Origin of the sequence: Paenibacillus sp. 1A_MP2, from assembly GCF_052244825.1 — a bacterium.
In the GTDB taxonomy this organism is placed as follows: Bacteria; Bacillota; Bacilli; order Paenibacillales; family Paenibacillaceae; genus Paenibacillus; species Paenibacillus vandeheii.
Window position 1 is genome coordinate 3,025,668 of the sequence record NZ_JBQQCS010000001.1, and the last position, 20,988, is coordinate 3,046,655.

General features: G+C 48.0%; 20 protein-coding genes and 5 pseudogenes. 24 read left to right on the forward strand and 1 reads right to left on the reverse strand.

The window, feature by feature from the left end; all coding sequences use genetic code 11:
- The first annotated feature begins 11 nt into the window (after nt 1-11).
- The 3 genes and pseudogenes from ACTWJ7_RS14850 to ACTWJ7_RS14860 all read left to right on the forward strand — a co-directional run bounded on the left by ACTWJ7_RS14850 (nt 12) and on the right by ACTWJ7_RS14860 (nt 3,001).
- Nucleotides 12-1,529, forward strand: a complete 1,518-nt coding sequence (locus tag ACTWJ7_RS14850) for a sugar ABC transporter ATP-binding protein (protein WP_301877603.1) — start codon at nt 12-14, stop codon at nt 1,527-1,529.
- Nucleotides 1,526-2,509: pseudogene (locus ACTWJ7_RS14855) on the forward strand (ABC transporter permease). Before ACTWJ7_RS14850 ends, ACTWJ7_RS14855 begins: the two are co-directional and overlap by 4 nt.
- Nucleotides 2,510-2,728: 219 nt before the next feature.
- Nucleotides 2,729-3,001 carry an HU family DNA-binding protein gene (locus tag ACTWJ7_RS14860; RefSeq protein WP_024630670.1) on the forward strand — a complete coding sequence of 91 codons (273 nt, stop codon included), beginning with the start codon at nt 2,729-2,731 and terminating at the stop codon, nt 2,999-3,001.
- A 66-nt stretch (nt 3,002-3,067) separates the two neighbouring features.
- Here the strand turns inward: ACTWJ7_RS14860 and ACTWJ7_RS14865 are convergent, their stop codons facing one another.
- On the reverse strand, nt 3,068-3,229 hold the full coding sequence (locus ACTWJ7_RS14865; RefSeq protein ID WP_161634208.1) for a hypothetical protein: 162 nt from the start codon (nt 3,227-3,229) through the stop codon (nt 3,068-3,070).
- A gap of 147 nt (nt 3,230-3,376) precedes the next feature.
- Here ACTWJ7_RS14865 and mtrB point away from each other — a divergent pair, with 147 nt between their 5' ends.
- From mtrB to hisC, 21 genes and pseudogenes are all read left to right on the forward strand, one after another.
- Complete coding sequence (mtrB, locus tag ACTWJ7_RS14870; RefSeq protein WP_024630669.1) at nt 3,377-3,598, forward strand: trp RNA-binding attenuation protein MtrB; 222 nt, start codon at nt 3,377-3,379, stop codon at nt 3,596-3,598.
- A 97-nt stretch (nt 3,599-3,695) separates the two neighbouring features.
- On the forward strand, nt 3,696-4,247 hold the full coding sequence (locus tag ACTWJ7_RS14875; protein ID WP_301877591.1) for a hypothetical protein: 552 nt from the start codon (nt 3,696-3,698) through the stop codon (nt 4,245-4,247).
- A 101-nt stretch (nt 4,248-4,348) separates the two neighbouring features.
- Complete coding sequence (locus ACTWJ7_RS14880) at nt 4,349-5,212, forward strand: heptaprenyl diphosphate synthase component 1 (protein ID WP_079349419.1); 864 nt, start codon at nt 4,349-4,351, stop codon at nt 5,210-5,212.
- 15 nt (nt 5,213-5,227) lie between these two features.
- On the forward strand, nt 5,228-5,956 hold the full coding sequence (locus ACTWJ7_RS14885) for a demethylmenaquinone methyltransferase (RefSeq protein WP_301877590.1): 729 nt from the start codon (nt 5,228-5,230) through the stop codon (nt 5,954-5,956).
- Complete coding sequence (locus tag ACTWJ7_RS14890; RefSeq protein WP_024630665.1) at nt 5,949-6,815, forward strand: UbiA-like polyprenyltransferase; 867 nt, start codon at nt 5,949-5,951, stop codon at nt 6,813-6,815. The genes ACTWJ7_RS14885 and ACTWJ7_RS14890 overlap by 8 nt, the downstream gene beginning before the upstream one ends.
- Nucleotides 6,816-6,817: 2 nt before the next feature.
- Complete coding sequence (locus tag ACTWJ7_RS14895; protein WP_094938626.1) at nt 6,818-7,435, forward strand: UbiX family flavin prenyltransferase; 618 nt, start codon at nt 6,818-6,820, stop codon at nt 7,433-7,435.
- Between the two features lie 84 nt (nt 7,436-7,519).
- On the forward strand, nt 7,520-7,774 hold the full coding sequence (locus ACTWJ7_RS14900; RefSeq protein WP_079349417.1) for a hypothetical protein: 255 nt from the start codon (nt 7,520-7,522) through the stop codon (nt 7,772-7,774).
- Nucleotides 7,775-7,906: 132 nt separating this feature from the next.
- Nucleotides 7,907-8,743, forward strand: coding sequence for a polyprenyl synthetase family protein (locus ACTWJ7_RS14905; RefSeq protein WP_443145582.1), 837 nt, complete (start codon nt 7,907-7,909; stop codon nt 8,741-8,743).
- Nucleotides 8,744-8,936: 193 nt separating this feature from the next.
- A complete protein-coding gene (gene ndk, locus ACTWJ7_RS14910; RefSeq protein WP_024630661.1) occupies nt 8,937-9,380 on the forward strand; it encodes a nucleoside-diphosphate kinase in 444 nt (147 codons plus the stop codon).
- A gap of 24 nt (nt 9,381-9,404) precedes the next feature.
- A pseudogene (locus ACTWJ7_RS14915) lies at nt 9,405-10,198 on the forward strand (CheR family methyltransferase).
- A 247-nt stretch (nt 10,199-10,445) separates the two neighbouring features.
- Nucleotides 10,446-11,614, forward strand: a pseudogene (gene aroC, locus ACTWJ7_RS14920) (chorismate synthase).
- A gap of 1 nt (nt 11,615) precedes the next feature.
- Entirely contained in the window at nt 11,616-12,710 is a 1,095-nt protein-coding gene (aroB, locus tag ACTWJ7_RS14925; protein ID WP_301877583.1) for a 3-dehydroquinate synthase, read from the forward strand.
- Nucleotides 12,711-12,714: 4 nt separating this feature from the next.
- A complete protein-coding gene (gene aroH / locus ACTWJ7_RS14930; RefSeq protein WP_024630657.1) occupies nt 12,715-13,092 on the forward strand; it encodes a chorismate mutase in 378 nt (125 codons plus the stop codon).
- Nucleotides 13,093-13,141: 49 nt separating this feature from the next.
- Nucleotides 13,142-13,273 (forward strand): hypothetical protein, encoded by a 132-nt coding sequence (locus ACTWJ7_RS14935; protein WP_301877581.1) that lies wholly within the window; start codon nt 13,142-13,144, stop codon nt 13,271-13,273.
- 326 nt (nt 13,274-13,599) lie between these two features.
- Nucleotides 13,600-15,170: pseudogene (trpE, locus tag ACTWJ7_RS14940) on the forward strand (anthranilate synthase component I).
- 86 nt (nt 15,171-15,256) lie between these two features.
- Nucleotides 15,257-16,279 (forward strand): anthranilate phosphoribosyltransferase, encoded by a 1,023-nt coding sequence (gene trpD / locus ACTWJ7_RS14945; protein WP_029880978.1) that lies wholly within the window; start codon nt 15,257-15,259, stop codon nt 16,277-16,279.
- Nucleotides 16,269-17,060, forward strand: coding sequence for an indole-3-glycerol phosphate synthase TrpC (gene trpC, locus ACTWJ7_RS14950; RefSeq protein WP_301877577.1), 792 nt, complete (start codon nt 16,269-16,271; stop codon nt 17,058-17,060). The genes trpD and trpC overlap by 11 nt, the downstream gene beginning before the upstream one ends.
- Before the next feature lie 107 nt (nt 17,061-17,167).
- Nucleotides 17,168-17,793, forward strand: a pseudogene (locus tag ACTWJ7_RS14955) (phosphoribosylanthranilate isomerase).
- Nucleotides 17,790-18,989 (forward strand): tryptophan synthase subunit beta, encoded by a 1,200-nt coding sequence (trpB, locus tag ACTWJ7_RS14960; RefSeq protein WP_301877571.1) that lies wholly within the window; start codon nt 17,790-17,792, stop codon nt 18,987-18,989. The pseudogene ACTWJ7_RS14955 and the gene trpB overlap by 4 nt, the downstream one beginning before the upstream one ends.
- Nucleotides 18,986-19,792, forward strand: a complete 807-nt coding sequence (gene trpA / locus ACTWJ7_RS14965; RefSeq protein ID WP_301877569.1) for a tryptophan synthase subunit alpha — start codon at nt 18,986-18,988, stop codon at nt 19,790-19,792. Before trpB ends, trpA begins: the two co-directional genes overlap by 4 nt.
- Before the next feature lie 86 nt (nt 19,793-19,878).
- Nucleotides 19,879-20,979, forward strand: a complete 1,101-nt coding sequence (gene hisC / locus ACTWJ7_RS14970) for a histidinol-phosphate transaminase (RefSeq protein ID WP_301877568.1) — start codon at nt 19,879-19,881, stop codon at nt 20,977-20,979.
- The last annotated feature ends 9 nt before the right edge of the window (nt 20,980-20,988 follow it).

The window sequence follows — 20,988 nt, forward strand, 5'->3', positions numbered from 1 at the left end:
AGGTTTGTCTCATGAGTACTGCACCGATTCTGCTTCAAATGGAACATGTCCACAAGCAGTTCGCAGGCATTCCGGCACTGAAAGATGTTAAGTTCTCTGTAAAAGGTGGGGAAATTCATGCGCTGCTTGGTGCGAATGGTGCCGGTAAGAGCACTTTGATGAAAATTCTGTCAGGTGCCTATCAATTGGATCAGGGCACCATCTGGTTAAGTGGGCAAACTCTTCATCTGAATTCACCAGGAGATGCCAAAGCGAGTGGTATTCACTGTGTCTACCAGGAGGTGGATGCTGCACTTGTACCCCAATTGACAGCTGCCGAGAATATTATGCTGGATCAATTGGCATCGCCTGCCGGAGGTTGGTGGAAAAGTCCGCGGAAACTGCAACAGCGTGCGGCCGAAGCTCTGCAGCAGTTGGGAGCGAGCATATCCGTGCACAAAAAAGTAGCTGACCTGACCCTCGCGGAGAAGCAGATGATACTACTTGCACGTATTCTGATTCAGGATGCCAAGGTCATTATTTTTGACGAACCGACTGCGCCGCTGAGCCAGGAAGAGACGGATGCTTTTTTCCGAATCGTACATTTGTTGAAGGAACGCGGAGTGGCATGTATTTTCATTACTCACCGTCTTCCGGAAGTTACAAGTCACTGTGACCGCGTTACCGTTATGAGAGATGGACAACATGTGTTTACGGGTGAGGCACAGGAGCTTACGATCAATGATCTGGTGACGCAGATGCTCGGAAAACCGTTTGAGGAAGAGTTCCCCAAGACAGAAGCACCGGTAGGTGAAGTGCTGCTGGAAGCACGGGGACTTCGGCGTGGAGTCCGGGTCAAGGGTGTGGATCTGTCTGTTCGTCGTGGGGAAGTGCTTGCTGTGGTGGGGCTTGTAGGTGCGGGGAAAACGGAATGCTCCCGCTTGTTAATAGGTGCAGATCGGCTAGAGAGTGGAGAGATTCGACTTAACAATCTTGAACTTCACCTTTCTCAACCTGCTGACGCCGCGGCTCTGGGCATTGTCTCAGTGCCTGAGGAACGGCGGAAACAGGGGATTCTGATTGAGGAAAACGTGGAGCGGAATTTGAGCCTTCCCTTGCTTGGACGTCTCAGCAAATTAGGCTTTGTAAGCCGAAAACGCGAGCGGGAGAATGCGGAATCTTTGGTGCAGCAGCTGGGTATTAAGACATCGTCAGTGCGGCAGGAAGTGAAGTATTTAAGCGGAGGCAACCAGCAAAAGGTAGCCATCGGTAAATGGCTGAATGCGGACGCAGACGTCTTTATCTTTGATGAGCCGACAAAAGGTGTCGATATCGGCGCCAAAAGTGACATTTTTCGCATCATTAACGAACTGGCTTTGGCTGGCAAAGCCGTGATCTATTTTACATGTGAATTGGATGAAGGATTGGGTATCGGTGACCGGATCGCAGTTATGTGTGAAGGGACCATCGTAAAAGAATTTAAACGAGGCGAGACTAATCAAGAACAGCTGCTATACTACGCAAGCGGTGGACAAGAGGTGGAAGCATGAAGGATAAATCATTAGATTTTGCGTTCCGTTATGGTGCGATTATCGTTATTATTGGTGTTATTGCATTTTTCGGTATTAAATTGCCTTATTTCTTTACGTACAGTAACTTGACTGATATTTTGGGTTCTATCTCCATTGTGACATTTGTGGCTATCGGTGTTACCTTATCTCTCATTGTAGATGGATTTGACCTCTCGGTGGGCAACTGTCTCGTTAACCACTGTCGTTACTGCTTCGTTAATGATTTGGTACCAGCAGCCGCTGGCCGTTGTCATTATTGTGCCTCTAATCATTGGGGCTGTAATTGGTTGGCTCAATGCCTTGCTGATCGTGAAACTCCGTATCCCGGATCTACTGGCTACACTTGCCACAATGTACATCATTGGTGGAATTCACAAAACGTATGCTCAAGGCTATACGATCTATAACCATATGCAATTCCCTGACGGAAGCAAGGCAGCCGGAGAGATGGACCCACATTTCTGCAGCTTGGGCAGGGAAAATGGCTGGGAATGCCGATTTCGGTTATTCTGCTGCTCATTGCGGTGATCGGTGTGCATATCTTTTTGACCTATACGAAGTATGGGCGCCAGATGTACGTTACTGGAGGTAATGAGGAAGCTGCACGTCTATCCGGCATCAAGGTAAAAAAGGTGCGTACACTCGCCTATGTAGCTGCTGGAGTGTTTGCTGCAATCGGTGGTATTATCTATGCCTCCAAAGTAGGCTCAGGACAAATTGATGCGGGTTCTCCGTTGTTAATGGAATCCGTAGCCGCTGTGTTTGTCGGCTTCTCCGTATTTGGTGCAGGCAAGCCGAACGTCATTGGAACATTCATTGGCTCTGTTCTAATTGGTGTACTGGTGAACGGTTTGACGATGATGAATGTTCAATATTTCACGCATGATATTGTAAAAGGTGGGGTGCTCGTGCTTGCCCTGGCGGTTACATTTTACGTGTTAAACCGCAACCGCACTTGAAATTGTGTGCTGTCTGTATTAGTATAAAATTTGTTCGGCGTCTGGAACACCCTTGGTTTCAGGCGACATTCTGCCGAAAATGACTGTTGACCGCAGGCCGAGATTTGTGTTCATCACGCTCAAGATGTACGTAGATTTTTTGTGTATGAACGTATATTTCGCTATAAAACGGAAACACAGTATAACATTCAGGACATTGATTCAGGAGGTGAAAAACAAATGAACAAATCAGACTTGATTACACACGTGTCCGAAGCGACTGAATTGTCCAAAAAGGATGTAACGAAAGCGGTTGATGCCGTATTCGAAGCAATCTCTGAGGCTCTTCAAAGCGGAGACAAAGTACAATTGGTTGGTTTTGGGAACTTCGAAGTTCGCGAGCGCTCTGCACGTAAAGGACGCAACCCGCAAACAGGTGAAGAAATCGAAATTCCTGCGAGCAAAATTCCTGCATTCAAACCAGGTAAAGCGCTCAAAGACGGAATTAAATAAGATTTCTACATATTCCATATGTCGACAAAAAGACCGTGACTTGTTCACGGCCTTTTCTTTTGTCCTTTAATCATCTTTCTTCCTGCTGTCCAAAGGCTCTGGCTCATCCGGCTGCTGTGCATAGGCAATCAGAATGAGTTCTTCTCCGGCAGCTGAAGACAGATGCTGTTCAATTTCCTTTAACTGGTGAATATGCTCGTCTGTCAGGTCTGCGGGGGTGTACTTCAACGTGACTCTCCTTTCTGTGGCTGGATAACTTGTAGTATGACCCGGCGGTAACAGATTATTGCGCTCTATTCATATAAGGGCTGGTTGACAAATGAAACAATCTTTATCATCATTAACGCTATTGAACAAGGAGAGGGGATGTGCGTGATGGATCATCCAACCGGCAGTGATTATATCGTAATTAAGGCGGAAGAAAATGGTGTCCAGGTCATTGGCTTAACCCGAGGTCAGGATACCCGTTTCCACCATACGGAGAAGCTGGATAAGGGAGAAGTCATGTTTGCCCAATTTACCAATCATACTTCCGCCATTAAAATCCGTGGAAAAGCCACGCTGATCACCAAGCATGGACAGATTCAATCGGAATAATGAAAATTGCAGGCATAGCCTGCTTTTTTCATTGTACAATGAGGTATGAGCCTTTACCGGACAGACTACACTAACAGGTAAGGGCAGGGAGGCATTTATGAAACCGCGGATGATCGTGACTGCTTCACTGCTGGCAACGGTTGCGGCGGTCCTTCTGCTTGTTGCAATACAAACCTTACATATGCGTACCTTGGGCGGTGAAAACGTACAACCTGTTTCTGCCGCGAGGCATCCAGTCCAGCTAACGGAAGACAATCTGGTGGACGTGCTGAGTACCTTAAAACTTTCCACACCGATTGCCAGTGTGGAATGGAAACGATCCATTTTGACGCTTGACCTAAAGGTTACCGGAACCGACACAAGTTACACCGAAATCTATGGTAATATGGCTGCTGTGGCTGATCTTGGCTTTCGAAGCCTGGATAACGTGGACCAGGTGATGCTGCGTGTAATGGCTGAGGATGAATGGCTTCATAAAAGGCATTTGCTGCTCGCTGCCGATATTCGGCGTGGGGAGTGGCCGATGTATGCGATCGAAACGCTTCGAGACTGGAAAAGCCCGATCCTCTCCGATGAATTGAAGGACTGGTTTCACATGATGGAGACCGAACTTTGGAAGAAGCAATTCGAAATGTCAAGTCAGGGGTAATAGAATAGCAGGATTCAGTGCGTGCCCGATAAACATATGCTATAATATATAAGATTGTAGTGCAGAAAAGGTTTAACAATGCAAATGCTCGGAGGCTGAGAATGAATTCATATCGCGTACCCCAACTAGCAAAGAAATATACGGATTACGACATGATTCGACAACATACGGAAATCCCATCATTTCCGGATAGCCGGGCTCGTCTGCTGCAGGTATTTGTGGGCCGCACAGACGAAAAGGTGCATGATGAGCTATACGCTCTCGCAACCTCGCTCGTTCAGTTGGCCATGGATACGCATGATCGAATCGATACGATCTCTGGAGAGCGTAGAGAACTGGAGATGCGTTCACGCCAGCTGAACGTGCTTGCCGGAGATTATTTCAGTAGCCGTTTCTATCAGTTGCTTGCCCATGCAGGCAAAATTGAAATGATCGGCAAACTTAGTGGTGCTGTATCCGAAGTGAATGCACGCAAAATGACGCTGTATGAACGGATGAAAAAGCTTCTCGTTTCGGCTGAAGAATACTTGCGTGAAACAATACAGCTGAAGATGCAGCTGTTTCTTTCTTTTACAGGCATGATCCGCGATAACGAAGCGTCGTTATGGAACAATCTGCTGGCCGAATTCAGCTGCTGCGAAGCGATTATGGAAGAGCTGCGGCGGATGAATGACGAACAGAACTTTTATCACAGTTATGCCTTCTGGCATATATACGAGTACGGCAATGATGACGAGCGGAATTTGCTGCGCCAGCCCGAGCCGGATGCAAGAGCATGGAGCGGCATGGTGTTGAAGTATCGGATTGGCGATTTGTTGCTGGACAAGCTTCGTGAATGTACACGCCGTATACAACTGTTGCTGCAAGACGAGGAAGATCAACTGGGCCTGGATGAGTTCGATGCAATCCTGGAGCCTTACCTGACGTATTTGCAGCCTTCACATGCGGCAGTTAGGGAAGATTGAGGGGGAGACAGACGAATGGGGAGCGGAGAGACCAAACCGAAAGAAGAATTTGTCCATTCGGTTTTTCAGAGTATAGCCGGGAAATATGATGTCATGAATGACATTCTGAGTTTCCGCAGGCACAAAGCTTGGCGTAAATTCACCATGAAGAAGATGAATATGTCCAAAGGCGATACCGGGCTCGATTTGTGCTGCGGCACTTGTGACTGGACGCTCGCGATGGCAGAAGCAAGTGAAACGGGTCACATGCACGGACTCGATTTCAGCAGCAATATGCTGGAGGTTGGACAAACCAAGGTTAACGCTGTAAATCGACAAAATCAAATCACGCTGGTACAGGGCAATGCGATGTCACTTCCTTTTGAAGACAATTCATTTGATTATGTCACCATTGGATTTGGACTGCGTAATGTACCGGATCTAAGACAGGTTCTGTCGGAGATGAAGCGTGTAGTGAAACCGGGCGGCATGGTGGTGTGTCTGGAATTGTCCAAACCAACATGGCAACCGTTTAAAGGCATTTATTATTTTTATTTTGAACAAGTGTTACCGAACCTTGCCAAATTGTTTGCCAAACGTTACGAGCAGTATAAATGGCTGCCTGACTCACTGGCACTTTTTCCAGGAAGGAAGGAACTGGCCGACATTTTCGCAGAAACCGGATTGCAGCAAGTGCAGGCCTATCCTCTAACCGGAGGCATCGCGGCACTGCATATTGGAACCAAGGAGAATCAGCATGTTTAGGAAAATTCGCATCTTTTTAGAAATGATCAAGATTGAACATACGCTTTTTGCTTTACCTTTTGCATTTATGGGAGCCATCCTCGGTTCCATGGTAGTAAATGATACATTCCCGACCTGGATGCAGATTGTATGGGTACTACTGGCCATGATTGGTGCACGGAGCGCAGCTTTTGGCTTGAACCGTATGATTGACCAGGCGATAGACAAGAAAAATCCACGTACCGCGATGAGAGCAATTCCTGCTGGTTTGTTGAAAAACGGTGAGGTTGTTATCTTTATCGTATTGTCATTTGTACTCTTGTTCTGGGCCTCATCCAACCTTAATGTGTTATCCATGCAGCTGTTGCCAATAGCTGTATTTATGCTGGTATTATATTCATATACCAAACGTTTCACTTGGCTATGCCACATCGTTCTTGGGATGACTATCGGTCTGGCTCCGCTGGGCGGTTGGGTAGCTGTAACGGGTACGATGGATTGGACAGCAGTTGTGCTGTACGTTACGATTGTGTTCTGGACTGCAGGCTTTGATATCATCTATGCATGTCAGGATCTGGAGTTCGATCAGGGAGAGGGCCTTCATTCTATACCTTCCCGTTTCGGTCTTAACAAATCATTGCAGATTGCCAAGGTTTTTCACGTGATTACAGCGGTTGGTTTTCTAGCATTGTTACTGATGACAGATCTGAGCTGGTGGTATGGTGCAGGGATGCTGATTACTTATGGTATTCTTTTCTATGAGCACTATATCGTATCACCAAATGACATGAGCCGAGTACAAACTGCGTTCTTCACGATGAACAGTGTGCTGAGCCTGGTTGTATTTACGTTTACTTTAATTGATCTGGCGGTGAAATAAAGATGCAGCAACCGGACAATAAACGACTTGTTGTCGGAATTACCGGGGCCAGTGGAAGTATATATGGCATCAGATTAATAGAAACGCTGCTTGACCTGGAATACACTGTGCATTTGGTGATATCCAATGCTGGCTGGCGTGTATTGAAAGAAGAAATGGACTGGGATGTTACGAACCGGGACCGTGTACTGGAAGAAAAATTCAGCGGTCGGGCGGGTTCCCTGATCTATCATCCCGTTAGTGATATTGGTGCCTCCATCGCAAGTGGTTCTTTCCTGGCCGAAGGCATGATTATCATGCCATGCTCCATGGGTACTCTTTCATCCATCGCACAAGGGACATCGGACAATCTGATGTCCCGGGCTGCCGATGTCATGATGAAAGAGGGAAGAACACTGATTCTGGTGCCGCGCGAGACGCCGCTGCATGCGATCCATCTGGAGAATATGCTGAAGCTCTCCAGGCTCGGTGTCCGAATGATACCGGCCATGCCCGCTTTTTATTACAAACCCCAGACGATGGACGAGTTGATTCTATTCCTGGTGGGTAAAGTGCTCGATAGCCTGCGCATCCCACATCAACTGTTTACAAGGTGGGGAGAACCGGATGAACGGGGATAGGTGGAGTTCCTTACACATTGATCTGCTGATGAAGTGTAGGGATTTCTTGACCATCCCTGAATCCCGGGGTATTGGTGAGCGCTGATGGTGATGTTTGGATGTGACCACAGCCTTGACCCATGCTCCGGCAGCTTCTGTAATTATGTTTCAGAACAAGTCGCAGAGTTTAATTCCCGGATGTCGGCCTTGACATTCGAAGAAGAGCAGCACGTCTTAGAAGAATACAAGCAGGAAAGGCAAGCCCTGGTTTTTCGTTATGCCTGCAGGCCCGACTTGCTGGAGGGGAAGGTAAGCATGGATTTATGGACTGACAATACGCTGACACGGGTGAACGAATGAAACTATTGGATATTTTCGGGTTGTTAAAAAAGACATGGACTACATTGAAAAGAGCTCTATCGCAGTGTTCAGGGAGAACAGAAGCTGCTGAGCGAAACGTCACTTCACCTGCTCAAGGCAGGAGGTAAGCGGTTGCGGCCGGTATTTGTGTTACTCGGTGGGAAATTCGGTACATACGACATTGAACGTCTGAAGCTTGTAGCGGTTCCGTTGGAACTGATTCATTCGGCTTCTCTGGTTCACGATGATGTTATTGACAATGCCGCGACACGGCGAGGTAAACCAACCGTGAAGTCCAAATGGGATAATCGGATTGCCATGTACACCGGAGATTATATTTACGGCAAGGCACTTGAAATGACTGCGGGTCTGTCCGATCCGGCGATACACCGTATTCTGGCCAAAGCGATGGTGCAGATGTCCATCGGTGAGATGGAACAAATTCGTGACTTTTTCAATACAGGACAAAGTGTACGTAACTATCTCTTGCGAATTCGTCGCAAAACGGCACTTCTAATTGCAGTGAGTTGCCAGTTGGGGGCTTTGGCTACGCGTGCACCGGAACATGAATCTTCGTTGCTGTACACCTACGGTTACAATGTGGGTATGGCGTTCCAGATTCAGGACGATGTACTTGATCTGGTTGGTACCGAGAAACAACTGGGCAAGCCTCCAGGCAGTGATATGAAGCAAGGGAATATTACGCTGCCTGTCCTGTATGCATTGCAGGAGACCAATTTGCGTGAACCTTTGTTGGAGGAGATAACCCGCATCCAACACGAGGAGGGACGGGCGAGTGCATCGGATGCAATAGGAATGATTCGCCAAAGTCAAGGAATTGCTAAAGCAGAAGCCCTGGCTGACCGATATATGAAGAAAGCGCTCGATGCTCTGGATCAACTGCCTAACATCAAGACCACCAAAAACCTGCGGGATATCGCTCATTTTGTGGTCAAACGTACGCATTAATATGTTTGATCACACTCTAATATGGACGGGGCATCTTTTATGAATGAAGAAGGTCCTTGTGTATATGTTCTCACTAAAAAATTAACGTTCGTGTGATATTCCTCATTGGGAGGATTTGGACATGTATGTTACAATCAAAGAGATTACGTTTACATAATGAAATAACTTTGAACCGTGAGTGAGGAGTGAGCCGATGGATCGTACATTTTTGATGGTGAAGCCGGATGGTGTGCAGCGTGGTTTGATAGGACGTATCGTTAGCCGTCTGGAAGACAAAGGATTTAAGTTGGTGGCAGGCAAGCTGGTGCAGATGTCTGAAGATCAGGCCAAACGCCATTATGCTGAACATGAGGGGAAACCGTTCTTCGATGATTTGGTTCGTTTTATCACATCTGGACCTGTATTTGCTATGGTGTGGGAAGGCGACGATATCGTGGCGCTTGCGCGCATCGTCATCGGGAAAACCAATGTGAAGGAAGCGGCTCCGGGTACGATTCGCGGAGATTTCGCCAGCCACACACCGCATAATCTGATTCATGGGGCAGATTCACCGGAAAGTGCCTCTCGTGAAGCAGCAAACTTCTTTGCTCCGGATGAGCTGGTAACGTACGACAAGAGCATCGCAGCCTGGTTGTAATTTTTTAGCCAGAAGGGTGATACGATGCTGGAGCAGGAACAATTACTAGACCCGGATTATTCCGGATTTATTCGGAAAATTAAAGAGAGCACAGGCATTGATCTTGCTCAATACAAGGAAGGCCAGATGAAAAGAAGGCTGACCACACTTCGTAACAAAAACGGATTTCATACGTTTTCTAACTTTTTTGATGCCATGCAGAAGGACAAGTCCCTGTTCTTTGAGTTTCTGGATCGCATGACCATTAACGTCTCGGAATTTTGGCGTAACCCGAATCGCTGGGAGGTGCTGCGTGATGAAATCCTGCCCGAGTTGCTGGGTTCGAAACGGGGCGTTAAAGTGTGGAGTGCCGCTTGTTCCACAGGCGAAGAACCATACACTTTGGCGATGATCCTGGATACGATGGGCATTCTCAAGGGAAGCTCCATTACGGCAAGTGACCTGGATGAAGGTGCTCTCGCCAAAGCTAAGGAAGGGCGTTATATGGAACGCTCGCTCAAAGATGTACCGAAGGATACGGCTAACCGTTACTTCAAGCAGGATGGCTTGGTGTATCGTATTGATGAACAATTGAAAAGCTCGGTCAAATTCATGAAGCAAAATCTGTTGTTGGATCGTTTTGACGAGGGATATGATCTGATTGTGTGCCGAAATGTCATGATCTATTTTACCGAGGAAGCCAAAAACCTGTTGTATCAAAAGTTTGCAACCAGTTTGCGTCCAGGTGGTATTTTGTTTGTAGGCAGTACGGAACAGATTTTTTCCCTGGACAATATGGCCTCGAGACTGCAGAAACATTCTTTTATCGCAAAAAATAAGTTCAATTGATTTCATAACCGTCTGGTGCGCACATGTATATGTGTCCAGACGGTTATTTTCATAATGGATGAATGGATATTTCTCTGACACGTCGGAATCTCAATCAATCCCCAATCGAGTCGAATCCATTTTAGGACAACAAACGACTGGCTTTCTTGTCAAAGCCGGTCAGCTATACTATAATAAGCAAAGAAATTATGGGATTTTAGCAATGTGAAGTTTAACAGTTTAAAGGGGGAACGTATTATGAGTTTACGCTATTTAACCGCAGGGGAGACGCACGGACCCAATTAACCGCAATTATTGAAGGCTTGCCAAGCAATCTGAATATTGACTTTGAAGAGCTGAATTTTCAGCTTCACCGCCGCCAGAAGGGCTATGGTCGTGGACGTCGCATGCAAATTGAGAAGGATCAAGCCAATTTCGTTGGCGGTATCCGTCACGGATATACAACGGGTGCTCCCGTAGCACTGGTTGTACAAAATAATGACTGGAAACACTGGCAGAATATTATGAATATTGAGCCGATTGAAGGCAGTGACGAAGAGAAACGCCGCGTTCATCGTCCGCGTCCAGGCCATGCCGATCTGAATGGCGGACTCAAATATAACCTGAAAGATTTGCGTAATGTACTGGAACGTTCCAGTGCCCGTGAAACGACGGTGCGTGTAGCTTGTGGTGCTATTGCACGTCAATTCCTGGCTGAATTCGGAATCAAAGTCGCTGGACGTGTATTGCGTATCGGAGAAATTGAAGCTCCTTATCAAGATCTGCCGATCGATGAACTGATCGCAGTGACAGAAGCCTCCTCCGTACGTGTGACCGATGCAGAAACCGAGAAGAAGATGGAAGCCTACATCGACCAGATCAAGCAGGAAGGCGACTCCATCGGTGGAATCGTGGAATGTATCGTTGAGGGTGTGCCTGTAGGTCTCGGGAGCCACGTACAATATGACCGCAAACTGGATGCACGAATTGCACAGGGTGTCATGTCCATTAACGCATTCAAGGGTGTGGAAATTGGAATCGGGTTCGAAGCCGGAACCATTCGTGGTTCTCAGGTGCATGATGAGATCGTTCATAGTGAAGAGCGTGGTTACCACCGAGCTACCAACCGTCTGGGCGGATTCGAGGGTGGAATGACGAACGGCATGCCCGTCGTAGTGCGTGGGGTTATGAAACCTATTCCTACGTTGTACAAACCGCTTCAAAGTGTGGATATCGATACCAAAGAAGCATTTACAGCTCAGGTTGAGCGTTCTGATGCATGTGCTGTTCCGGCAGCTAGTGTCGTTATGGAGCATGTAGTAGCCTGGGAAATTGCAAGAGCTTTCCTTGAGAAATTTGGCGGAGACTCCATGGAGGAAATCCGCGCGAACTTTGCCAACTACAATAATCAACTGGAGAATTACTAAGATGCGCCAGCTGACAGTGCAGTTGGAGGAGCGCACTTATCCAATTCTGATTGGCAGCGGCCTGTTGGCTCAAGCGCCTCAATATTTTGAGCAATATGGCTTAACCAAAAAAAGCCCGCTACTCATTATTACTGATGAGCATGTAGCCCCCAAATACTTGTCCGATCTGGAGCAAACGCTGCGTACGGCTGGTTTTACAGTCGTCTCCGCAGTTGTTCCATCTGGTGAAACATCGAAATCCCTTTCGGTATATCAGGATATGATGACTATCGCCATTGAAGGCAAACTGGATCGCAGCTCGGCTATTGTTGCTCTAGGCGGCGGTGTAGTGGGGGATCTTGCTGGCTTTGTCGCAGCTACATATATGCGTGGAATCAAGTTTGTACAAGTGCCTACGACGATCCTCGCGCATGACAGCAGTGTTGGCGGCAAGGTGGCTGTCAATCATCCACTGGCTAAAAATATGATCGGTGCATTCCATCAGCCAGAGCTGGTGCTCTATGATGTGGATACGCTCCAATCTTTGCCGCCCCGCGATGTCTCGGCTGGTTTGTCAGAGATGCTGAAGCATGGACTGATTCGGGACGAAGCTTTTGCATATTGGTGTGAGGAGCATGCGGAGGATCTTCTTGCTCTTGATCCTGAAGCTCTGGAATATGGTTTGGAACGTGGCTGTAGCATCAAGGCAGAGATTGTATCTCGAGACGAACGTGAGAATGGTGAACGTGCATTGTTAAACCTGGGTCATACCATTGGTCATGCCATTGAAGCTATTGCCGGTTACGGCGAATTCCTGCATGGTGAAGCCATCTCGATTGGTATGGTGGGCTCCGCATTGCTCGGCGAAAAATTGGGAGCCCCAGCAGGGCTATATGACGATACGGTTCGTATGCTGCGTTCACTGCGGCTACCGGTGACGATGCCCGAACATCTGGATACGGATGCATTAATGGATGCCATGATGCACGACAAAAAGTTTCGTGAGGGTCATATGGTCTTCATTATTCCTGACCGGATCGGCGCTGCCAGAATTGTGAAGGATGTACCGGTAACGGCAGTGCGTGACGTCATTGAATTACTTAAGAAGGGAGATTAAAAGCATGGTTACTCGGGGAATTCGTGGGGCCACAACGGTCACGCATAACAACGAAGAGCATATTTTGAAAGAAACGGCCGTACTATTGCAGGAAATCGTGGATCGTAACGAGATCACACCCGAAGATATTTGCAGTGTGTGGATTACGATGACTGGAGATCTGGATGCAGCTTTCCCAGCAAAGGCCATTCGCCAGTTGGATGGCTGGGAGCTTGTTCCCTTGATGTGTGCGCTGGAAGTTCCAGTTGAAGGTGCCTTGCCACAGTGCATTCGTTTTATGGTACACGTTAATACAGCAAAAGGTCAGAATGAAATCAACCATGTGTATCTTAACGGTGCACAGTCTCTACGGCCTGATTTGGCGGCACCTTCCAATTCGTAAGATTAGAATGGTTGTCAAACCATTCGGAATGTTGTATAGTGAGAACCAGTTGAGTAGAGAAGAGATTGAGCTGAGAGCAGCTGAGCTGAGTGGAGTATATAGCAGAGTCCAGCGGGTGGTAACCGGAGCAACAGAATCCGGTCAACTGATTCGCGGTACGTCGTGCTACGGGATTATTTGATACAGGATGAAGGAAAGCAAGCGTGTCTAGCGACATCGTTTTGTTTTGGTATAACACGACCGATATCCTCATGGTTTTATGAAAGAATGAATGCCATGGATGAGATTCGTGTATGCCGATACATTTCCTTTGTATTTGATGGATGTATGATGCATCTATACAACAACCTGTGTGATAATTCGGTAAGGATGAATGTATAGGGACTTGTTATTTATGAAGCAACAACTTGTTGAAACAGCTTATAACCAAACCTCTACCTGATGGTAGAGGTTTTTTTGTTGTATATATTACTTTTTCTTCTACCTAATCTGAAAGGACGTGATCTAATGATAACGCCAAACGTTAATCAAGTACTGAAAATGTCGAATGAATATAATCTGATTCCGGTAGTCAAACGGATTTTAGCTGATATGGAGACCCCGATTCGGATTTTTCGCCGTTATGCTGACAACGACCGGGCATTTCTGCTGGAAAGTGTGGAGGGTGGTATTCAATGGGCGAGATATTCCTTCATCGGTACAGATCCGTTCCTGATGATCTCGGCCAAAAAAGGCCGGATTGTGGTAGAAGAAGCGGGACAGATTCGAGAGCTTCCAGGCAAACCGATTGAAGAACTCAAAGCGCTGCTGCGTAAGTATCGCAGTCCGAAGGATGATGAACTGCCGCCATTTACAGGTGGGGCGATTGGTTTCTTCGGATATGATCTGCTGCAATATTATGAAAAGCTCCCGGCCCACGCGCTGGATGATCTGAAAATGGATGATATTCGCTTCATGTTCTGTGACCAGATTATCGTGTTTGACCATGTGAAGCAGCAGATGCTGCTCGTGGGCAATGTGCACGTGAAAGACGGTGCAACGGATGATGATATCCGCCAAGCATATGCTTTAACTTCTGAGAAGCTGGAACAAGCCGCTGAACGCTTGCAGCAGCAAGGACCTGGGGAGAACCTGAACCCGCGTTCCATTCCAGGAGACGTGGATCTGGGGATATTCGATCCAATCTGACGAAGGAACAGTTTATCGGGAATGTAGAGCAGGCCAAAGAGTACATTCGGGCAGGAGATATTTTTCAAGTGGTATTATCCCAGCGTTTCCATATTGATACCGAAGTTTCTCCACTGCACGTATATCGCGTGCTTCGGACGTTGAATCCATCACCCTACATGTATTATCTGAAAATGGACGATGAGATTATTGTTGGGACATCACCGGAAGCGTTGGTAAAAGTGGATGGAAACCGCGTAGAGACACGACCAATTGCGGGGACTCGCCCAAGAGGAGTTACGGAAGCAGAAGATCGTGCCTTTGCCGCAGATCTATTGCAGGATGAGAAGGAACGTGCAGAACATCTGATGCTTGTCGATCTGGGACGTAATGATCTGGGACGTGTATCTACCTTCGGAAGTGTGAAATGTGACATGTTCATGGAAATTGAACGATATTCTCACGTCATGCACATGGTGTCTAACGTTACAGGTGAGCTTAGAGATGACAAGGATTTCTTTGATGCATTTCTTTCATGCTTGCCAGCGGGGACGGTATCCGGTGCACCGAAGCTGCGTGCGATGGAGATTATCGCAGAGCTGGAAAAAGAAGCACGGGGTGCTTACGCAGGTGCTATCGGTTATCTTGGTTTCTCCGGAAACATGGACTCATGTATTACGATCCGAACGATTATTTTCAAAAAAGGAAAAGCGTATGTGCAGGCCGGAGCCGGAATCGTATGGGATTCGGTGCCTGAGAATGAATATGAAGAAACCGTAAATAAAGCCAAAGCGTTGCTGAAGGCGATTCGTACAGCAGAAGCGATGTTTCCTGCCAAAGAGAAGGATCACACGTTGAAACTTGCCAACGCCGATTATTTTGTTACCCCAGCCACGGCTGCACAAAACTGAGAGAGGAGAGACCGGAAATGAATATGAACCCAGTCATGAATGAAGAATCCGAGCGATTCGCAACTGAAGTTAGTCATGCGGAAGGCATGAAGAACGGCCTTGCCAAAATTTTGGAGGGCAGCCATCTGGAGCAAGCGGAAGCACGCGATTTGATGTACTCCATCATGAGAGGTGAAGCCACTCCGGCTCAAATCGGAGGTTTGCTTATGGGCTTGCGGATGAAGGGGGAAACGGTGGATGAAATCACGGGTTTTGCCGAAGCCATGCGTGGGCAGGGCGGAAGGATTCTGACTGACGGCAATGGACTGCTGGACACCTGTGGAACAGGGGGTTCGGGTATTCATAAGTTCAACATTTCAACGGCATCTGCTATTATTGCTTCAGCCGTTTCTGTCCGGGTCGCGAAGCATGGCAATCGCTCTGCATCTGGCAAAGCGGGCAGTGCAGATGTACTTGAAGCATTGGGCGTGAATATTCATCTGGACGGAGAGCAGGCGAGACAATGTCTCGATGAGATCGGAATCTGTTTCTGTTTTGCTCAGGTGTATCACCCTTCCATGAAACATGCAGCTGCACCAAGAAAAGAGCTGGGTGTACGTACAATCTTTAACATGCTTGGACCGTTAACCAATCCTGCGGGAGCGGATCGACAATTGCTTGGCCTGTATGACCGCAGCCGGACACCGATGATTGCAGAAGTGCTGAATCGTCTGGGACTGAAAAGAGCTTTGGTCGTAGCCAGCCATGATGGTTTGGATGAAATCAGCATCTCCGCACCGACCCAGGTATCCGAGCTGCGCAATGGTGAAGTGCATACGTATGACATTGATCCACGTGATATGGGATTATCGTTACATCCACTGGAATCGGTTCTTGGAGGAGATGCGGCTCAGAATGCCGAAATTATTAAAAGGATCTTCCAGGGAGAACGAAGCGCATACCGCGATGTCGTGCTGTTAAATGCCGGGGCATGCATCTATGTATCCGGTCTAGCAAATACCATTGCAGAAGGTGTGTTGATGGCGACAGAAGCTGTAGACTCTGGCAAGGCTGCCAAGAAGCTGGAACAGTTAATTCATACAACGGAGGCGTACAGTCATGTATCTTGATCGAATCGTAGCAACCAAACATAAGGAAGTTGAAGTTCTCGCACAAACATTTCAGATGGATGATGCGCTGAAAAAGATAGAGGCATTACCTCATACGCGTGGATTCGAGCGTGCCTTATCAGAGAGACGTAACCGTAAGCTGGGGTTGATTGCCGAAGTGAAGAAGGCATCTCCGTCCAAAGGACTGATTCGTCCTGATTTCCATCCGGTAGAGATTGCTTCCGCATACGAACGGGCTGGAGCGGATTGTATATCGGTATTGACTGACGTTTCTTATTTCCAGGGAAATAGCGAATACTTGCAGGCCATTCATCAGGCTGTGAACATCCCGCTGCTGCGTAAGGATTTTATTATAGATGAACGACAGATTGCCGAGGCAAGGCTGCTTGGCGCGGATGCCGTTTTGCTGATTGCGAGTATTCTGACACCGGAACAGATGCGTCAATATCTGACGTTTGCCAAAAGTTTGGGGCTTGATGCCTTAATTGAAGTTCATGACCGTGCAGAACTGGAGCAAGTACTCGATATTCCGCAGGCAACACTTGTAGGCATCAACAACCGCAATCTGAAAACGTTCGAAACCAGTCTGAACACTACGCTGGATTTGATGGACCTGATACCGGATGGTGTGACATTAATCAGCGAAAGTGGAATTGACGGCCCTCAGCCATTGGAATCTCTTATTGAGGCAGGTGTACACGGAATTCTTGTTGGGGAGCATCTGATGCGTAAGGACGATGTTGAGGCTGCGGTATACGAACTGATGGGACCAAAAGCATGAATGCATTCAATCATGACGGCGCAAGCAGCAGAGAGGTAGATCTGCGAAACCGGCCGGCAGCGGCAGTAAAAATATGTGGACTTCAGGACGTTGAAGTGCTAAAATCGATGGTAAACTTGCCTGTGGATTACATTGGTGTTGTCTTTGCCCCATCCCGTCGTCGTGTTACGCCTGAACAAGGTGCCGAGCTGAGAACGGTTCTCTTGGACTGGACGAAGTTCGATCGGCCGAAGCTGGCAGGTGTTTTCGTGAATCCCACGCTCGAAGAGCTGGAGAGCATCATGAAGATTTCACTCCTGGATGTCATTCAACTGCATGGACAGGAATCGCCGGAATTTTGTGAACAGGTGAAGAAACGCTTCGGGACCGAAGTGTTCAAGGCCTTCTCTTTCCCAAGGATGAAACAGGTTCATTAGCTGACGATACTGCCTTGATGGCACTTGATCCATATAAAAATGTGGTGGACGCCATATTGCTCGATACGTTTGATCTTCTCTACGGTGGGGGCTCCGGTAAAACCTTTGCATGGGAACGAATTCCTTTCTACGCCGAATGGGCAAGAAAACATGGAATCGCGTTGTTCGTGGCAGGAGGGTTACAGCCGGATAATGTGCAACAACTGATACAGACATATGCACCGGACGGCGTCGATGTATCCAGCGGCGTAGAGTTCGAAGGTGTGAAAGACATTGCGAAAATAATAGCATTTGTAGAAAGGGTGAAGCAGGCATGACACATCAATTGCCGGATCAACACGGGCGTTTCGGTCCCTTCGGAGGCCGCTTTGTACCTGAGACACTAATGAACGCTCTGATCGAACTGGAGGAAGCGTACAGCCACTTCTCCGAAGACGAGGAATTCAATAAGGAACTGAATTATCTGCTAAGCGAGTATTCTGGACGGGAAACGCCTCTATACCATGCAGAGCAACTGTCCCGCCGCTTGGGTGGACCCAAAATTTATCTGAAACGTGAAGACCTGAACCATACAGGAGCGCACAAGATCAATAACGCTATTGGACAGGGATTGCTGGCTAAACGGATGGGGAAAAAGAAAGTCATTGCCGAAACCGGTGCAGGTCAGCATGGCGTTGCCACGGCAACAGTTGCTGCTTTGCTGGGTCTTGAATGCAAAGTGTTTATGGGCGAAGAAGATACACAGCGACAACAATTGAACGTATTTCGCATGAAGCTGCTAGGAGCAGAAGTCATTCCGGTGACATCTGGTACAAGGACATTGAAAGATGCAGGTAACGAGGCGCTGCGCTACTGGGTTAGTCATGTGGAGGATACCTTTTACGTGCTTGGATCGGTAGTAGGCCCTCATCCGTATCCAATGATGGTGCGTAACTTCCAGCGAGTGATTGGTGATGAGACGCGTCGTCAGATTCAGGAGATTGAAGGACGTCTGCCGGATGTGATTGTTGCAGCTGTAGGCGGCGGAAGTAATGCCATCGGCATGTTCTATCCGTTTATTGGCGACCAGGATGTGAAGCTTATTGGGGTTGAAGCAGCAGGTAAAGGGGTGGACACCGAGTTCCATGCGGCTACGATGAGTAAAGGGACACATGGTGTATTCCAGGGTTCAATGAGTTATCTGCTGCAAGATGAATATGGACAGGTTCAGCCAGCCCATTCCATTTCGGCGGGACTTGATTATCCGGGTGTTGGTCCTGAGCATTCTTATCTCAAAGATATTAAACGGGCAAAATACGTCCCAATCACGGATCAGGAGGCATTGGATGCCCTGCAGTTGCTGAGCCGAACAGAAGGCATTATCCCCGCTTTGGAGTCAGCCCATGCTGTTGCGCAGGTCGTCAAGCTTGCGCCTGAACTTAGCGCTGATGATATCGTTGTGATCTGTCTTTCCGGTCGTGGCGACAAAGACGTTGAATCGATTATGAAATATACAGGAGGGGACTTGGCATGAACCTGATGGACCAGACCTTCCAGCAACTGAAAGAACAGAACCGTACAGCACTTATTCCATTCCTCACGGTTGGAGATCCGGATGTGGACACGACGGTGGAAATCATTAAGGAATTGGAACAGGCCGGGGCGGACATTTTGGAACTCGGAGTCCCCTATTCTGATCCGCTCGCGGATGGACCGGTAATCCAGCGTGCTTCCGAGCGTGCATTGAAAAGTCAGATCACGATTCGGACTTGTATGGAAACCGCAGCAAGAGCTCGTGCCGCGGGTGTGAAACTACCTTTTGTGCTGTTTACCTACTATAATCCGGTGTTACAGACGGGACTGGATGTGTTTTTTGACGAGTTGGTCAAACATGAGATCAGCGGGATGATCATCCCCGATCTTCCGATTGAGGAAGCAGAGGATATGCGACGCCGTGCGGATGCTGCAGGTGTGCATCTGGTTCCGCTCGTAGCCCCTACGTCCAACGCAAGAATCGAGCGTATTGTCACGGGAGCACGTGGCTTCATCTATTGTGTCTCTTCTCTGGGTGTTACGGGAGAGAGAGCTTCCTTTTTCGATGGGGTAGAGAGCTTCATTGGAACTGTAAAGAGTCTGACAGATCTTCCGGTCGCTGTTGGCTTCGGCATTTCCAGTCACGAGCAGGTAGCGCGTTTCTCCCGGATCTGTGACGGCGTTGTTGTAGGCAGTGCTATCGTTCGTCAGGTGGAGGAAGCCATCCCTCTCCTTGGGAACCCGGATACTCGTCAGGCAGGACTGTTGCAAATTCGCAACTTTGTGGCACAATTAAAAGGATAGGGATTAAATGATGTTGCATCCCCGGGGCATGCTCAGTTCATACTGAGGCATGTCCATAACTATTTCAATAACAGGAGGCGGTCGGGTTGAAACCGAAGTCCCAGATTGTCAATCTGCCTGTATATAAACCGGGCAAACCGATTGAAGAAGTGAAACGTGAACTGGGTTTGGAGCAAGTGATCAAGCTGGCCTCCAACGAAAATCCACATGGAAGCTCTCCTGCTGCACTTGAAGCGATCACCAGAGAATTGGTCAATGTAAGCATATATCCGGATGGCAGTTCTACCGAACTGACTGAAGTGCTGGCAAATCATCTCGGTGTGGAGCCAAGTAATCTGATTTTTGGTTGTGGATCGGATGAGATCATTGCGCTGATCACTCGTGCATTTTTCCTCCCGGGAGATGAGAACATTATGGCTGACCAGACGTTCTCTGTATACAAAAGCAATGCTGATATCGAAGGTGCTGTGAGCATTGAAGTACCCCTTAAAGATGGAACTCATGACCTGACTTCCATGCTGGCACAAATCAATGACAAGACCAAAGCGGTTTGGGTTTGTAACCCCAATAATCCAACGGGTACAATCATCTCTGAGCAGGAATTGACTGCATTTATGGACCGTGTACCATCCCATGTTATGGTTGTGCTGGATGAAGCCTATTATGAGTTTGTAACGGATATGGCGTACCCACAAAGTGTCCCTATGATTGAGCGATATCCTAACCTGGTCATTTTGCGGACATTCTCCAAAATCTATGGCCTGGCTTCACTGCGTATTGGATACGGTATTGCACGCCCGGAAGTGATTGATCTGATCAACCGTGTGCGTGAACCGTTCAACACATCACGTTTCGGTCAGGCTGCGGCGAAGGCTGCGCTTGAGGATCAGGCTTTTGTCCAAGCGTGCGCGGAAAAAAATGCGATAGAGCGTGATTACCTGCAGAATGAATTCACGCGGTTAGAGCTGCCGTTTTTCCCTTCGCAGGGGAACTTCATCATGGTTGATCTGGACATGCCTTCTGCAACGGCGTTCCAGTCGCTGTTGAAACAAGGCATCATTGTTCGTCCTGGATTCCATGTATATCCAACATACATTCGTGTGTCCGTTGGAACAACAGAACAGAACCGTGCTTTTGTCACGGCACTGGAGAACACGCTGGCTGAGAAGGCGGTAGCACGCCCTTAAATCTGGCGA

Bases quoted from the DNA above. Each gene is read 5' to 3' on its own strand.
- ACTWJ7_RS14875 (WP_301877591.1), top strand. From the start codon at position 3,696: ATGAAACCGCGGATGATCGTGACTGCTTCACTGCTGGCAACGGTTGCG.
- ACTWJ7_RS14885 (WP_301877590.1), top strand. From the start codon at position 5,228: ATGGGGAGCGGAGAGACCAAACCGAAAGAAGAATTTGTCCATTCGGTT.
- ACTWJ7_RS14880 (WP_079349419.1), top strand. From the start codon at position 4,349: ATGAATTCATATCGCGTACCCCAACTAGCAAAGAAATATACGGATTAC.
- ndk (WP_024630661.1), top strand. From the start codon at position 8,937: ATGGATCGTACATTTTTGATGGTGAAGCCGGATGGTGTGCAGCGTGGT.
- ACTWJ7_RS14850 (WP_301877603.1), top strand. From the start codon at position 12: ATGAGTACTGCACCGATTCTGCTTCAAATGGAACATGTCCACAAGCAG.
- ACTWJ7_RS14890 (WP_024630665.1), top strand. From the start codon at position 5,949: ATGTTTAGGAAAATTCGCATCTTTTTAGAAATGATCAAGATTGAACAT.
- ACTWJ7_RS14860 (WP_024630670.1), top strand. From the start codon at position 2,729: ATGAACAAATCAGACTTGATTACACACGTGTCCGAAGCGACTGAATTG.
- mtrB (WP_024630669.1), top strand. From the start codon at position 3,377: ATGGATCATCCAACCGGCAGTGATTATATCGTAATTAAGGCGGAAGAA.
- trpD (WP_029880978.1), top strand. From the start codon at position 15,257: ATGAAGAACGGCCTTGCCAAAATTTTGGAGGGCAGCCATCTGGAGCAA.
- ACTWJ7_RS14895 (WP_094938626.1), top strand. From the start codon at position 6,818: ATGCAGCAACCGGACAATAAACGACTTGTTGTCGGAATTACCGGGGCC.
- trpA (WP_301877569.1), top strand. From the start codon at position 18,986: ATGAACCTGATGGACCAGACCTTCCAGCAACTGAAAGAACAGAACCGT.
- trpB (WP_301877571.1), top strand. From the start codon at position 17,790: ATGACACATCAATTGCCGGATCAACACGGGCGTTTCGGTCCCTTCGGA.
- aroH (WP_024630657.1), top strand. From the start codon at position 12,715: ATGGTTACTCGGGGAATTCGTGGGGCCACAACGGTCACGCATAACAAC.
- trpC (WP_301877577.1), top strand. From the start codon at position 16,269: ATGTATCTTGATCGAATCGTAGCAACCAAACATAAGGAAGTTGAAGTT.
- ACTWJ7_RS14900 (WP_079349417.1), top strand. From the start codon at position 7,520: ATGGTGATGTTTGGATGTGACCACAGCCTTGACCCATGCTCCGGCAGC.
- aroB (WP_301877583.1), top strand. From the start codon at position 11,616: ATGCGCCAGCTGACAGTGCAGTTGGAGGAGCGCACTTATCCAATTCTG.